Origin of the sequence: Rheinheimera sp. (genome assembly GCF_030690345.1) — a bacterium.
Classification (GTDB): Bacteria; Pseudomonadota; Gammaproteobacteria; order Enterobacterales; family Alteromonadaceae; genus Alishewanella.
The window spans coordinates 94,788-109,241 of sequence record NZ_JAUYGV010000006.1 but is presented as its reverse complement, the minus strand read 5'-3'; the positions used below and the strand labels follow the sequence as shown (position 1 = coordinate 109,241).

General features: G+C 52.3%; 16 protein-coding genes. 13 read left to right on the top strand and 3 right to left on the bottom strand.

Features of this window, described 5'->3' with window-relative positions; genetic code table 11:
- Nucleotides 1-49 precede the first annotated feature (49 nt).
- Both Q8O77_RS05320 and Q8O77_RS05315 read left to right on the top strand, forming a co-directional pair.
- Nucleotides 50-508, top strand: coding sequence for an EVE domain-containing protein (locus Q8O77_RS05320; RefSeq protein WP_305551809.1), 459 nt, complete (start codon nt 50-52; stop codon nt 506-508).
- Between the two features lie 53 nt (nt 509-561).
- Nucleotides 562-792, top strand: coding sequence for a hypothetical protein (locus Q8O77_RS05315; RefSeq protein ID WP_173501979.1), 231 nt, complete (start codon nt 562-564; stop codon nt 790-792).
- A 7-nt stretch (nt 793-799) separates the two neighbouring features.
- Here the strand turns inward: Q8O77_RS05315 and Q8O77_RS05310 are convergent, their stop codons facing one another.
- Together Q8O77_RS05310 and Q8O77_RS05305 are read right to left on the bottom strand one after the other, a co-directional pair.
- Nucleotides 800-1,294, bottom strand: coding sequence for a hypothetical protein (locus Q8O77_RS05310; protein ID WP_305551808.1), 495 nt, complete (start codon nt 1,292-1,294; stop codon nt 800-802).
- A 54-nt stretch (nt 1,295-1,348) separates the two neighbouring features.
- On the bottom strand, nt 1,349-3,106 hold the full coding sequence (locus Q8O77_RS05305) for a DUF885 family protein (protein ID WP_305551807.1): 1,758 nt from the start codon (nt 3,104-3,106) through the stop codon (nt 1,349-1,351).
- A gap of 300 nt (nt 3,107-3,406) precedes the next feature.
- Between Q8O77_RS05305 and Q8O77_RS05300 the strand changes: the two genes are divergently transcribed.
- The 11 genes from Q8O77_RS05300 (at nt 3,407) to hemB (ending at nt 11,957) form a co-directional block, all read left to right on the top strand.
- Nucleotides 3,407-4,435: a GGDEF domain-containing protein gene (locus tag Q8O77_RS05300; protein ID WP_305551806.1), complete on the top strand. Its 1,029-nt coding sequence runs from the start codon at nt 3,407-3,409 to the stop codon at nt 4,433-4,435.
- Between the two features lie 84 nt (nt 4,436-4,519).
- Nucleotides 4,520-5,275 (top strand): bifunctional demethylmenaquinone methyltransferase/2-methoxy-6-polyprenyl-1,4-benzoquinol methylase UbiE, encoded by a 756-nt coding sequence (ubiE, locus tag Q8O77_RS05295; RefSeq protein ID WP_305551805.1) that lies wholly within the window; start codon nt 4,520-4,522, stop codon nt 5,273-5,275.
- Nucleotides 5,275-5,883: an SCP2 domain-containing protein gene (locus Q8O77_RS05290; protein ID WP_305551804.1), complete on the top strand. Its 609-nt coding sequence runs from the start codon at nt 5,275-5,277 to the stop codon at nt 5,881-5,883. Before ubiE ends, Q8O77_RS05290 begins: the two co-directional genes overlap by 1 nt.
- Nucleotides 5,883-7,511: a ubiquinone biosynthesis regulatory protein kinase UbiB gene (gene ubiB / locus Q8O77_RS05285; protein ID WP_305551803.1), complete on the top strand. Its 1,629-nt coding sequence runs from the start codon at nt 5,883-5,885 to the stop codon at nt 7,509-7,511. The genes Q8O77_RS05290 and ubiB overlap by 1 nt, the downstream gene beginning before the upstream one ends.
- Before the next feature lie 74 nt (nt 7,512-7,585).
- A complete protein-coding gene (tatA, locus tag Q8O77_RS05280; RefSeq protein ID WP_305551802.1) occupies nt 7,586-7,834 on the top strand; it encodes a twin-arginine translocase TatA/TatE family subunit in 249 nt (82 codons plus the stop codon).
- A gap of 3 nt (nt 7,835-7,837) precedes the next feature.
- The gene (tatB, locus tag Q8O77_RS05275) at nt 7,838-8,152 is read left to right on the top strand and encodes a Sec-independent protein translocase protein TatB (RefSeq protein WP_305551801.1); all 315 of its coding nucleotides are present in this window, start codon (nt 7,838-7,840) and stop codon (nt 8,150-8,152) included.
- The gene (gene tatC / locus Q8O77_RS05270; protein ID WP_305551800.1) at nt 8,142-8,900 is read left to right on the top strand and encodes a twin-arginine translocase subunit TatC; all 759 of its coding nucleotides are present in this window, start codon (nt 8,142-8,144) and stop codon (nt 8,898-8,900) included. The genes tatB and tatC overlap by 11 nt, the downstream gene beginning before the upstream one ends.
- Nucleotides 8,897-9,412, top strand: coding sequence for a hypothetical protein (locus Q8O77_RS05265; RefSeq protein ID WP_305551799.1), 516 nt, complete (start codon nt 8,897-8,899; stop codon nt 9,410-9,412). Before tatC ends, Q8O77_RS05265 begins: the two co-directional genes overlap by 4 nt.
- Nucleotides 9,409-10,224, top strand: coding sequence for a TatD family hydrolase (locus Q8O77_RS05260; protein ID WP_305551798.1), 816 nt, complete (start codon nt 9,409-9,411; stop codon nt 10,222-10,224). The genes Q8O77_RS05265 and Q8O77_RS05260 overlap by 4 nt, the downstream gene beginning before the upstream one ends.
- Nucleotides 10,217-10,963 (top strand): GGDEF domain-containing protein, encoded by a 747-nt coding sequence (locus tag Q8O77_RS05255; protein WP_305551797.1) that lies wholly within the window; start codon nt 10,217-10,219, stop codon nt 10,961-10,963. The genes Q8O77_RS05260 and Q8O77_RS05255 overlap by 8 nt, the downstream gene beginning before the upstream one ends.
- The gene (hemB, locus tag Q8O77_RS05250) at nt 10,953-11,957 is read left to right on the top strand and encodes a porphobilinogen synthase (protein WP_305551796.1); all 1,005 of its coding nucleotides are present in this window, start codon (nt 10,953-10,955) and stop codon (nt 11,955-11,957) included. The genes Q8O77_RS05255 and hemB overlap by 11 nt, the downstream gene beginning before the upstream one ends.
- Here the strand turns inward: hemB and Q8O77_RS05245 are convergent.
- Entirely contained in the window at nt 11,954-14,410 is a 2,457-nt protein-coding gene (locus tag Q8O77_RS05245; RefSeq protein WP_305551795.1) for an endonuclease/exonuclease/phosphatase family protein, read from the bottom strand. The genes hemB and Q8O77_RS05245 overlap by 4 nt on opposite strands.
- Nucleotides 14,411-14,454: the final 44 nt, after the last annotated feature.

Genomic DNA, 14,454 nt, shown 5'->3' with positions numbered 1-14,454 from the left:
TGGCTGAATTATAATGGTATTCTGCCGCAAACTACGGAGATCAGCAAAGATGGCGTATTGGTTATTTAAAACGGAACCGTCTGAGTGCAGTATCGATGACTTTGCCCGCGCGCCGCATACCCCAGTGGTGTGGGAAGGGGTACGCAATTATCAGGCGCGCAATATGCTGCGCGATAACGTAAAAAAACATGATCTGGTGTTTATCTATCACTCCAGTTGCAAGTTGATTGGCATCGCCGGCATCGCTAAAGTGGTACGCGAGGCGTACCCGGATCCCAGCCAATTTGATAGCAATAGTGCTTATTTCGACGTTAAATCTGCGGCGGATAAACCGCGTTGGGTAGCTGTAGACCTGGTGTTTGTCGAAAAGCTGCCAACGCTGCTGCCACTGGACAAACTTAAAAGCTCGACTAAGCTCAATGAGCTGCCTTTAGTACAAAAAGGCAGCAGACTTTCTGTTATGCCGGTAACTGAAACACAGTGGCAAGTAATATTGGCGCTGGATTAACCGGCAAACCGATTGCGCCTGAAACCTGTTATCCCTGATGGTTGGAGCCTGTTATGACAAACGAAAGGCGCCAGATGGATAAGGATATACACTTTTTCTGGGACGATCTGAATCTGGCACAAAAATTTTCCGTCGCTGAACTGCAACGGTTCGGTTACGATTTGTTATTTGTTCGTCACATTTCCAATGGCAGCATTGCTGTGTTGGCGGCCGGTGCCAAAATGGCCGCCATAGATATGGAAGGTCAAATCGATATAGAGCCTGCCGTCGTGCTAAGGCACTGACAAATACCTACAGACTACTGACTTTGGCCGGCGGTTCGCCGGCCAAAGTTACTGCTACGCTGCAAAGCTGCAGATACGACATCAAACTGTTGTTTTGCCACAGCGGTGTTAACCGGCTGTGCTTTTTCATCATCAACTCAATCTGCGCCGGCTCTATGCCTTTTTGCCGCCGTAATTGGCTGTTCAGCACCTGCTGTGGTGTCGCCGGTCTGCTGCAACATTCTTTTACCACCAGCGGTAAGTTTTGGCACAACACCCGCACAGCTTCCAGCTCGGCTTTATTCAGCACAGAAGACGCTTCTGACTGCGGCAACTGCTGCTCCAACATAGACTTTTGCTGCTCCGCCAGCTGAAATGCCGCCTGCTGTAACCTCAATAACTCCTGGTCCCGCAGGCGTAACTTAACTTGCAGCGCTTTGTTGGTTTTGCCAATTTGTTCCATCTGCCACAGGATGTACAACATGGCTACTACGATTAAGCCGATCAACAACATCCAGATCATGCTGTGTAGATTCCTTTATTGTTATCCGGAACACGACAGCCGTAGCGCCATGTTCTATTTTGTTGTCTTATCTGCCTGCTGTTGCGCAATATAAGCCCGTACTTGTTGCTCCAGTACCGCTAACGGCAAACTGCCGTTACCCAGCACCACATCGTGGAATTCACGAATATTAAAACGCTCACCCAGCGCCTGCTCTGCTTCGGCTCTTAAACGCTTAATGGTGATCTCGCCCAGTTTATAAGACAACGCCTGGGCCGGCCAACTGATATAACGGTCAATCTCAGTGGTCACATTGTGCATCGACAACGCGGTGTTAGCCGCAAGAAAATCTATCGCCTGCTGCCGGCTCCAGCCCATACTGTGCATACCGGTATCGACAACCAAACGTGCAGCGCGCCACATCTCATAAGTTAAGCGACCAAAATTACTGTACGGCTGCTGATAAAATCCCATTTCCAGACCTAAATATTCTGCATACAGGCCCCAGCCCTCGCCAAATGCCGAGGTGTAGAAGCTGCGCCGGTAATCCGGCAGCTGGCTGTGCTCGCGCGATAACGAAATTTGTAAATGGTGGCCCGGCACTGCCTCATGCAGGGTTAGTGCTTCCATTTCATACAGCGGCCGCCGGTCCAACGCGTAGGTATTCACCCAATAAAAACCAGCCTGGTCATCACGTGAAGCACCGGAATAGCGGCCTGTGGTGTATTTGGGCGCAATTTCTGCCGGCACCGGCACTACGCCATAAGGAGTACGCGGCAAAGTTTTAAACAGTTTAGGCAGTTCTGCATCTGCCTTTTTAGATAAGTAAGCCGCATAGCGCATCAGCTCGTCCGGTGTTTTGGCATAAAACTGCGCATCGGTGCGTAAAAACTGCACAAAGTCAGCAAAACTGCCGCTAAAGCCCAGCTCGTCGATCACCTGCTGCATTTCTGCGCGGATACGCTTTACTTCGTTCAGGCCGATATCATGCACCTGCTGCGGTGTCAGCGCTAAGGTGGTGTAATGTTCCAACCGGTTTTGGTACCAGGCTGCACCGTTGGGTAACTCACCGGCAGCGATGCTGTCACGGGCGCCGGGCAGGTACTGTTGCAGCATAAAGTCGTAAAATGCCTGATAGGCCGGATTTACCGCTGTGCGAATTTGCGTTGCCGCCTGCGTACTCAGTTGCTGCCAATCTGCATCGCTGATAAAAGCCGGTTGGCGTAAAAACGGCCGGTAAAACACGCTTTGTGTCGGGTCAGCCACTACGTAAGAGATAATGCTTTGCTCAAAGCCTTTAAGCACGGCTTTGGGCTGTGTTACACCGCTGGCCAGGCCTTGTTGCATCCAGTCCGTTTGCTGCTGCATATAGCGCGGTATCGCCGCCAGCTTTTGTATATAGTGGCGGTAATCTTCTACGCTGCGAAACACACTGCGTTGTGGCAAAAAGCCCAGGTTAGTATGAAAGCCGGATTCAGCCGTTAGCGGCATCAAATGCGCACCAAAACGGTACTCGTCAATGGCATCAGCTAAGCGGTACTGCAAAATGGCGTAGTTAATACGGTTTTGTTCCGACAGTGCGCTTACATCCAGTTTTTGCAACTTAGCCTGCCAGCCCAAGCGCTGTTGTTGGCGGCGTTCCAATGCCGCGGCAGACATATCCTGTAACTCTCCCGGCCCGGCTTCAGCCAGCTGCTGCTCTGCTTGCCATAACTGTTGTGCCAGTTCGGTAAAATTCTGATCGGCGTTGTGCCGGCTCAACGCACAGCCGGATAACAGCAGTACAAAAGCCAGGTTAATCAGCAATTTTTGTGTTGTAACTGTGTTTTTCATTTTGGTTCTTCCACGGTTAAACCTCTGTCGATTGTAACCGCTTTGCAAACAGAGTACAGCAGACTTAACCGGCCAACCTGGCCGTTGATCTTGTTTTTTCCGGCACGGCTTTCCCCCCTCATATAAGGCGTGGTGCTGATAAAGCAGGCGTTTTGCCGGCATTTTCGCCGCTTTACGTAACTGCTGATACAGAGCGGTTGCCAGTAATAAATATTCGCGTAGTATGGCGTTGTCTATACAGCTTAACATCATGCCTTGCAGCAGCCTTGCTGCAAGGCAAATGGAGTTATAAGTGGTCTTATGAAGTATCAGGATTCACTGCAGCAAGCCGGCGAAAAAGCGCTGAAGGTAAAAGCGTTTTTACAACGTGTTGCGCTGGCTGCCCATCCGGTCAACTATGCCGTTTGCTATGAATATGTCAGTGGCCACAACACGGAGTTGTGCCGGACCATTGAGCAGAAACTGCTGGCAAAAGTGCCGCTGGACGATTTTGTGATGGCGGATTTATACAGCCGCTTTCTAACCCCGGCAAATATGCAACAAGAACAGCTGCTGCACGATGCTGCAAGCATGGTAAGTCGTATGGCAGGTTACAGCGATATCGCGGCCGAGCAGTTAGAAGATTACCTGCAGCAATTAGACCACAGCACAGCACAGATGCAGCATTGCGCCACACATGGCGAACCAGCCTTACCGGCACTGGAGCAATTACAGCAACTCACTGCAGGGTTTCGCCTGAGCCAACAGCAGCTTTTACAACAGTTACAACAAACCCACCAACAAAGCCACCAGCTACGGCACGAGTTGGAACAGTTAAAACAACAACGCTTACTTGACCCGCTTACCGGTTTATATAACCGGCTGGCCATGCAAAACCAGTTGGATATCTGGTTCAGTGAGCAGCCGAAGCGGCGTATTGCCGCTATTGCCGTTGATTTAGATCATTTCAGCAGCTTTAACCGCGAGTATGGCCATGCTATCGGCGACGTGATTTTGTCCAAAGTGGCGCGAAAAATCAGCAGTTATGTGCAAAGTAGTGGCCTACCGGTGCGCTCCGGTGGCGAAGAATTTTTAATCTTACTGCCCGACGTTGACCTGCGCACCGCCGGCGAAATTGCCGAACAAGTGCGCCGCGGCGTGGAAAAACTGCGCTTTGTGTCGTCCCGCAACAAGAAAACCTTACCTAAAGTAACCATTTCGCTTGGCGTGTCACTGTTTCAGCACAGCGAAAACTGGTATCAGTTTCTCGGCCGCACCGCAGAGGTATTACAACTGGCCAAGCAACTGGGCCGCAATCAGGTAACCAGTGAAGCCATGCTGACAGGCTAAACGCGGGAAAAGCTAACAGATAAGTTGGCGACTGCGCCGTTATCTTTTACACTAGCCGCATTTATTTGCCTACAGGCCAGTTGCATGACAGAGCAAAACAACAATACTACCCACTTTGGTTTTAAAACTATCGACGCAAAGCAAAAAGTGTCGATGGTGGCAGATGTATTTCACTCTGTTGCCGCCAGATACGATCTGATGAACGATCTGATGTCGCTGGGCATTCACCGCTTATGGAAACGCTTTACTATCGACTGCAGCGGTGTGCGGCCCGGTCATCAGGTACTGGACCTGGCAGGCGGCACCGGCGATATCACGGCATTGTTCTCCAAGCGGGTTGGGCCAACCGGTAAAGTAGTGCTGGCCGATATCAACGCTTCTATGCTGAATGTGGGCCGCGACAAACTACGCGACTCAGGTTTGGTGAATAATATTGAGTACGTGCAGGCCAATGCCGAGGCACTGCCGTTTGCCGATAACAGTTTCGACATTATCAGTATTGGTTTTGGCTTGCGTAATGTGACCGACAAAGACGCCGCCCTGCGCTCAATGTTTCGCGTGTTAAAGCCGGGCGGCCGGCTGCTGGTACTGGAGTTTTCCAAACCGGAACAACAGTGGCTGAGCAAAGTGTACGATCTGTACTCCTTTAAGCTGCTGCCGGCTATGGGCCAGCTGGTGGCGAATGATAAAGAAAGTTATCAATATCTGGCTGAATCTATCCGCATGCACCCGGATCAGGACACGTTAAAAGCCATGATGCAGGATGCCGGCTTTGCCGAGGTCAGTTACCATAACTTGACCGGGGGCATAGTCGCGCTGCACAGAGGCTATAAATTCTGATGTTGCCGCTGCTGCCTCAGCTGCTATGCGCCGTGGCAGAAAAAACCGTGGCACGCCTGATTGCCATGGACCCGCAGGCTGCCTCCGGCTTGGCGCGATTGCAGGGCAAGCAGCTATCTTTTCGCATCCGCGAATGGCCGCTGACGCTGGTATTAAGCGCCACTGCTGACACTATCTTGTTCAACCAGCATGACGACAGCGTCGACTGTGCCATTCAAACCGACCTGGCCAGCCTGCGGCTGCTGCGCGAGCCTGCCCAGCTAACCAGATTGATCAAAGCCGACGCATTGCAAATAGACGGCGATATTCAGGTCGCGCAGCAATACAGTCATTTTTTCCAACAGCTGGATCCGGACTGGCAACAAACCTTATCTGGCTATGTTGGCGATGCCGCCGCACATAAAATTGCCCTTAGTCTGCGCCAGTTGCAACAGTACCTGGCCAGCAAAGGCAGCGCTTTGCAACAGCTTGGCACTGAACTGGCCCAGGACGAGCTGAAGCTAAGCCCCACCCCCGTTGAAATGGCGCAATTTAGTACGCAAGTCAGTCAGCTGGCGGCACAAGTTGATGTGCTGCTGCAACGCTGGCAACAGTCTCAGGAGTCATAGTGCGTATCAGCCGCTTTTATCACATTCAAAAAACCTTGCTGCAATATGGCCTGGACGAACTCATTCCGCCGCAATGGCAGCCCTGGTATGGCAAAGTATTACGCCACAGCCTGTTCTGGCTGCGTAACCGCCACAGGGATAAGACCGTAGGCGAGCGCCTGCGGCTGGCATTACAAAGCCTGGGCCCGGTATGGGTGAAGTTCGGCCAGATGTTGTCTACCAGACGCGACTTATTCCCCGCCCACCTGGCCGATGAACTCGCCAAATTGCAGGACAAAGTACCGCCGTTTGATGGCAGGCTGGCACAGCAGTTGATTGAGCAAGCGCTGGAATTGGACAGTATTGATCAGCTGTTTGTCGGATTTGAGCAAACTGCTCTGGCTTCCGCCTCTATTGCCCAGGTGCATACGGCACAATTACCGCTGGCCGATGGCAGTTTGGCGGATGTGGTTATTAAAGTGATCCGGCCCGATATAAAACGGCAAATCCTCGCCGATTTAGCATTAATGGAAACCCTGGCTGATGCGGCCGCGCGCTTTTTGCCGGACGGCAAACGGCTGCGCCCGCGTGAAGTAGTGCAAGAGTATCGCAAAACCATTCTCGATGAGCTGGATTTACAACGCGAGGCCGCTAACGCCATTCAGCTGCGGCGCAACTTTGATGGCTCAGACTCATTGTATATTCCATTTGTTTACAGCGATTACAGCCGCAGCAACGTCATGGTAATGGAGCGCATTTACGGCATTCCGGTGTCCGATATTGCCGCCTTGCAAGCCCAGGGCACCGATATGGAATTACTGGCCAAACGCGGCGTGGAAGTGTTTTTTACCCAAGTATTTCGCGACAGTTTTTTTCATGCTGACATGCACCCCGGCAATATCTTCGTCTCGCGTGAAACCCCGGCCAACCCTAAGTATATTGGTATCGACTGTGGTATTGTCGGCACGCTGAACGCCGAAGATAAACGTTATCTGGCAGAGAATTTTGTCGCCTTTTTTAACCGTGATTATAAAAAAGTGGCGCAGTTGCATGTCGACTCCGGCTGGGTACCGGCGCATACCAAGGTTGAAGAGTTTGAAAGTGCTATCCGCACCGTGTGTGAGCCGATTTTCCAGAAACCGCTGGCAGAGATTTCATTTGGCAATGTATTGCTGAACCTGTTCAGCACAGCCAGACGCTTTGATATGCAGGTACAGCCACAACTGGTATTGCTGCAAAAGACCCTGCTGTATATTGAAGGCCTGGGCCGGCAGTTGTATCCGCAGCTTGACCTGTGGAAAACAGCGAAACCCTTTTTGGAAAACTGGGTCAAACAGCAGGTAGGTTTACCGGCCGTATGGCGCCAGGTAAAAGACAATTTACCGTTTTGGGCAGAAAAGCTGCCGCAAATGCCTAATCTGCTGCATCAGTATCTGGAACAGGGGCCGAAACAACAACGTCAGTTGCTACTGCAGCTGCAACAACTGACACAGCAACAGCAGCAGGCAAAAACACAAATAGTTGCGGCAACCTTTGCTGCCGCCGGCCTGATCAGTGCTAGTATAGTGTTCATTCATGGCAGTCAACTAACGGCTGCCGCTTTGCTGTTATTCAGTGTAGTTTGCGGCATTAAAGCTGCAGGAAAATAACCGGATTGTCACAATAAAGACATACAGTAGCAGTGGCGATTACGCCGTTATTTAGTATTCAATGAGGATAAACCATGTTCGGTAATATCAGTATTTGGCAGTTACTTATTGTGTTAGCCATTATCGTGCTGCTGTTCGGCACAAAAAAGCTTCGCGGCATCGGCTCAGATCTTGGCTCAGCTATCAAAGGCTTTCGCAGCTCAGTCAAAGATGACGCGGACAAAGACAATGACGAGCCACCGGCGCAGCTATCTGAACAAGCCAAAACTGACGCCGGTAAAACCGCGGCTACGCAGCAAACTGCAACAAAAGATAAAGTCTAAGTTATGGGCTTCTGGGAGCTGGTCGTTATTGGCGTAGTCGCCCTGTTGGTACTGGGGCCTGAACGGCTACCCGGTGCCATCCGCTCGGTACATAAAACCGTGCGCAGCGTGAAGCAATTCGGTCAACAAATGCAGGCCGAGCTGAATTCTGATCTGCGCGCACATGAGCTGCACCAGAAACTGAAAGATGCAGAAGCTAAGGGTTTGCTTAATCTGACGGCGCAGGAACAAGCCGCACTGGATGAATTAAAGCAAGCCGCAGCTGATGTGAATGCGCCTTTATCCACTAGCGGTAATGAAAAAAAGCATGAGTCTTAACGCCAGCCCCGACAGCCTGCTCGGGCATTTAATTGAGTTGCGTAACCGCTTATTGCGCTGCGTAATTGCGGTAATCATCGTATTTGCCGGCCTGGCTTCTTTTGCCCAGGAGCTTTACCATCTGCTGGCTCAGCCACTGATGGCAGTATTGCCGGAAAACAGCAGTATGATCGCCACCGATGTTGCAGCTCCGTTTTTTGCGCCGTTTAAACTGACCTTTATTGTGGCTATCTGCCTGGCAATTCCTTATGTGCTGTACCAGGTTTGGCAGTTTGTTGCCCCGGCGTTATACCGTCGCGAAAAACGCCTGATGGCACCCTTGGTGATCAGCAGCACCCTGCTGTTCTACAGCGGTATAGCCTTTGCTTACTTTGTGGTATTCCCGATTATTTTCGGCTTTTTTACCAGCGTGGCGCCCGAAGGCGTCACCGTCGCCACCGACATCAGCAACTATTTAGATTTTGTCCTCAAGCTGTTTTTTGCTTTTGGTTTATCGTTTGAAATCCCGGTCGCTATCCTGTTAATGGTCTGGACCGGAGTAACCACCCGCGATGCCCTGGCAGAGAAACGGCCCTATATCGTGGTCGGCGCCTTTATTCTGGGCATGCTGTTAACACCACCGGATGTGCTGTCACAAACCTTGTTAGCAGTACCCATGTGGTTGTTATTTGAGCTGGGCTTAGTATTAAGCCGGTTTTACCAACCCCGTTCGACAGAAGATACCGAAAAACAGGAAGAACAGTTATGAAACGTTTTTTAGCCGGTTGCTTTGTTATTGCCGTGCTGCCGCTAAGTGCCGGCGCCGCCATCCCGCTTGAGCAGGCGCTGGAGCTGTGCCGCGCTGAGCAAAATGCACTGCGCCGTCTTACTTGCTACGATGCTATTACTGCCACAGAAACCGCTATCCCGGCTGCAAGCCGTGCTAAGCCGGCAGCACCGGTTACTCCGGCAACGGCAGCGCCTGTTGCTGCCGCAGCTGATGCACCAACTACGGCTGAAGCCGACTTTGGTATCGAACACCGTAAAACCGCTGAAGGCGCACCGGAGCAAATTTATCTGCAGGTTAAGAGCGTACAGTATAGCCCGCGCAAAGAACTGATTGTCGAGTTTGATAACGGCCAGGTATGGCGGCAAAACGGTACTGAGTACTATAAAATTGCCGCCGGCGAGCAGCATTATGTTAAGCGAGGCGTGTTGAGCTCGTTCTTCCTCGGTAACGACAACAGTAACCGCACTATCCGCGTACGGCGCGAAAAATGATCTGGTGTGATATCGGTGTCAATTTGTTCAGCAATCAGTTCGATCAGGATCGCGCTGAGGTGCTTGAACGCGCAGCACAGGCCGGCATTGGCCAGTTGCTGCTAATTGGCAGTGATATTGACGAGAGCAAACAAAACGTTATTTTTTGCCGCCAGCACAGCGGCTGCTTTAGCAGCGCCGGTGTGCATCCGCATCAGGCCGCTAAGGTGCAGCAGGACTGGCTACTGCAGTTATCTGCTTTACTCAACGAAACTGAAGTGGTTGCCATTGGCGAGTGCGGCCTGGACTTTAATCGTGACTTTTCGCCGCGACCACAGCAACAAGCGGTGTTTGCCGAACAGTTACAGTTGGCCAGCCTGACCAATAAGCCGGTATATTTGCACGAGCGCGATGCTTTTGATACGCAGTTAGCCATGCTGCACGAACAGCCGCCGGCTAAGGGTGTTGCACATTGTTTTACCGGTGATATCAGCCAGTTAAAAGCCTGGCTCGACTTAGACCTGTATATTGGCATTACCGGCTGGCTGTGCGACGAGCGGCGTGGCGCAGCACTGCGCGATGCAGTAGCCTATATTCCGCCCGATCGCCTGCTGCTGGAAACCGACGCCCCCTATTTGCTGCCACGTAATCTGGCTCCCAAACCCGCCAGCCGGCGCAATGAGCCAGCCTTTCTGCCTGCCATCGCCGCCATGGTAGCGCAGTTGCGACAAACTGATATCACCCAACTGGCACAGCAGCAATGGCAAAACTGCCGGCGTTTGTTTAACACTCTGCCGGACGATGTGTTGCAAAGGAGCCTGAGCCATGGCTGATATATTGCCCTACTTTCTGGCAGGAATAGTGGCCGGCGCTGCACTGACCGGCATAGCTGCTGCCATTAAATTACTGCGCTGGCAGAAAACCGCGGCAGAATTGGAATGCCAGCTGCGCTCACATAGTTTTGAGCTGCAAATTACGTTGGATGAACTGGCAGAAAAGAACCTGCAATTAGAACAACAAAGCCTGACCGATGCTTTATCCGGGGTATATAACCGCGCTTATTTCGACCGCCAGATGCGTGCTGAGCTGAAGCGCAGCCGGCGCGAATTACGCACTTTGGCGTTGGTACTGCTGGATATTGATCATTTTAAGCGACTGAATGACAACTTCGGCCATCTGGTCGGCGATCAGGCCATTACCGCTGTGGCGCAGCTGATTAAGCAACAATTGAAACGGCCGGCGGATAAGCTATGCCGTTATGGCGGTGAAGAATTTGCGTTAATTCTGCCAAATACCGGCAAGGAAGGCGCAGTGCAGCTGGCTGAGCAGATCCGTCAGCAACTGGCGACATCACCGCTGCTATGTAATCAGCAAGCCGTGACCATTACCCTTAGCGCCGGCTGTTACGCCGCTGTGCCGGGGCCGGACAGCGACAACGACGAATATATAGGCTTTGCCGACAAAGCCCTGTACCGCGCTAAAGCGGCAGGCCGCGATCAGGTGCAAAGCTATCCGCCCATCACTGTACCGCAGCAACCGGAAGCAGTTACAGGAGACGTAGATGAACACTAACCGCTTTTTCCCCGCCAGCCGCTTACGCCGTATGCGCGAGCACGATTTCAGCCGTCGCTTAATGGCAGAGCATCAGCTGACGGTGAATGACTTAATTTACCCGATGTTTGTTATCGAAGGTGACAACAAGCGCGAAGCCATCGCCTCTATGCCGGGTATTGAACGGCTGAGCCTGGATTTATTGCTGACCGAAGCCAAAGAACTCGCGGCACTGGGTATTCCGGCTATAGCGCTGTTTCCGGTCACCGCTGCCGATAAAAAGTCGCTGCAGGCCGAAGAAGCCTGGAATCCTGATGCCCTGGCACAACGTGCCGTGCGCCTGTTAAAGCAACATGTGCCGGAACTTGGCATTATTACTGATATCGCGCTTGACCCTTTTACCACTCACGGTCAGGACGGCATTATTGACGATAACGGCTATGTCATGAATGACATCACTACCGCTGCACTGGTAAAGCAAGCATTGTCGCATGCTGCTGCCGGTGCCGATGTCGTAGCACCTTCTGATATGATGGACGGTCGCATTGGCGCTATCCGTGAAGCGCTGGAAGACGCTGGCTTTGTTAACACCCGCATCATGGCTTATTCCGCTAAGTATGCGTCTGGCTACTATGGTCCGTTTCGTGATGCAGTAGGTTCGGCTGGTAATCTGAAAGGCGGCAATAAAAAAACCTACCAGATGGACCCGGCCAACAGCAATGAAGCCCTGCACGAAGTAGCACAAGACCTGGAAGAAGGCGCCGACATGGTAATGGTAAAACCCGGTATGCCGTATTTAGATATAGTGCGGCGGGTAAAAGATGAATTTGGTGTACCGACTTTTGCTTACCAGGTTAGTGGCGAATACGCGATGCATATGGCGGCTATTCAAAATGGCTGGCTCTCTGAGCAGCCGGTAATTATGGAATCCTTACTGGCGTTTAAACGCGCCGGCGCCGATGGTATTTTAACTTACTTCGCAAAAAAAGCGGCGATCTGGTTACAGCAACGTTAGCTCCCGCGGCGCTGAATATGCAGCTGCGCCAGCAAGGGTAAATGATCTGATGCCACCTTTGCCAACTGTGAGCCGGGTATATCAATGGCGGTTACCGCCACAGCCTGGCTGACAAAAATATGATCAATACGCAGCGCGGCAAACCGGCTGGGAAAGGTGCCTGCGGGCCGGTGTTGCGCCACTGCCGTTTGCACATCCTGTAATTGAGCCCCAAGACGGCGGCATAACACTGAGGTTGGCTGCGCATTTAAATCACCACAAAGTATCACTGGTCCGTTACAATCCGGGTGGCGTAACCAGTCTTGTCCCAACAAGCAATTAATTTGTGCCAGTCGCTCACGACTATTTAAACCCAGATGGGTATTAATAATTTGCACCTCCTGACCATGCCACTCTACCGCTACCCAGATCGCGCCGCGCGGCTCCAGCTCCGGTTTGTCCGCCAGCCCCGGCAAAGGGCCGGCTTTGACTAACCGTAACGGCAGGTGGGTTAAAATGGCGTCGCCGTAGCGCTCCTCTTCCATATGCATCGCCGGATGGAAATGAAATTCCATTTCCAGATAGCGCGCTATCAGCTGAGCCTGATCCAAACCAAAACTGCGATCACGCCCGACATCCAGCTCTTGCAGTGCAACGACATCCGGATTGGCCAGCGCAATCACTCTGGCGATACGCTCTACATCCACTTTACCATCCAGGCCAATGCAACTGTGTACGTTGTAAGTCATCACCCGTAAGATGTCAGTTTGTTCGCTCCGCACAGCAGAACGGCGCTCCGCAGGCGGTTGCTGCTTACGCCCGAGATAATGCAGGGCGGCGTTATACAAATCGCCCGGTCGTAAATAGCTGTTAACGGCAGAGGATAAGGGGGCATCAGCCGGCAGTAAGGCAAAGCCGTTGGTTTCCTCTGGTGTGGCGCCGGCGTGGGCGCCATTCTCATCAGCAAAAGACTGCGCGGTTACCCCGTTGCGCCAGCCCATAACGACAAAATCACCGGCATCAGCATGTTGGCATAACCTCAGTAAGTCTTCACTTAGACTATCCAGAAACGGATGCTCAGCGCCGAATAATCGCGCAGCATCTTGCGGCAGATAAAAATCACCTTCGTCCGTTGTCGCCCGCAGCCGATCCACAGCTTCAAGTACCAGCACCACCGGCACTTTGTGCTCTGTCGCCAAAGCAGTGGCAATAAAACGACTGTCTTGTGCAGTCAGTGGCGCCGGGGCGTAAATATGCCCCACCGGCCCAAGCGCTGCAACCTGAATGGCCGCTATATCAGCTGCGTTGTCTTTGGTGGCGCTATTGCTGACTGCGCCATCTTTAGCTGCGTTGGCATTGTTATCACGCACCGCAAACAAGCGCTGAACCTTGTTACCACCCAGTAATCTGACACGTTGGGTTTGGATGCTGTCAGCCATCTGCTGCCGGACAGCGGCCGGGCGCGCTTTTAACTTATCAAAGCTTTGCTCTACCGCCTGCTGTAACGGATAGCCCTGTAATTGATGATAAGGACGTACTTTCGCCTGGCCATGGTCGGAATAGATCCACACTTCGTATCGGCGCCACTCTGAACGGTTAGCCGCGCGCCACAGCCGCGCGATGCTGTCGTCAATGCCTTTTAATGTCCAGTGCGCAAACCGCGACGACGGGCCGCGCCGGTGTGACTGCTCATCGTAGCCAAGAAAGTTGATATGCACGATTGGCATACCGCGGCTGAGGTCAATTTTACCGCCGATAACACAAAGCTCGCGCAACACTATAGAAATGGCAACCCGGGTAGGCACAAATTTCAGCTCACTGAGAAAATCTTGTCCTTTGACTAAGCCGCGGACAAAGTCGCTCAGCGCGAGGCCAAGTTCGAAAAAAAACAGACCGATAATACGTAACACACTGTATAAATTAGTAATAATAAGCACCGCCAGCACCAGCGGATTGGCGCTACGCAGAGCCGGCCCCCAGCCCAGTGCTGACGCACAAAAATGCGGCTCAGCCGCACCACCGGTATAAATATTCGCATAGGCGCTGCCGTCCTGTAGCAAGGCCTCATCACTCATTTTTGTCAGCCGCTGTTCTACCTGAGCGGCAGCATCAGGCTCTAACATCCTGACGATACGGCCAGAACAGTGGTCACAAAATGAGAAAGCCGGCACCGCAGTTTTAATGCCATAAAACAGCTCTGCCTGTACCGCCGGCGTTGTCGCCGGTAAACCTGAGTAATGTGCATGCAGGGTGTGATGCTCACGCTTTAACAGACGTTGTAAAAACGGCATTTCACCGCGTGCTAAAGCCCGCTGCAACTCGGGCTGCGACAAGCCATCAATTTGCAGCATAATAAGCCCCGGCCTTACCGCCGATCCTTGGGATACAGGCAGTTGCAACAGCCTTGCCAGCCAATGGCTGCGGCTCAGGCTGCGCCGGAGCCAGCGCAACCAGACTTCGATCCGACTAAGCATAAGCCTCCCGTTTTGCTACGTATTGACCACGTAAGCAGGCAAGC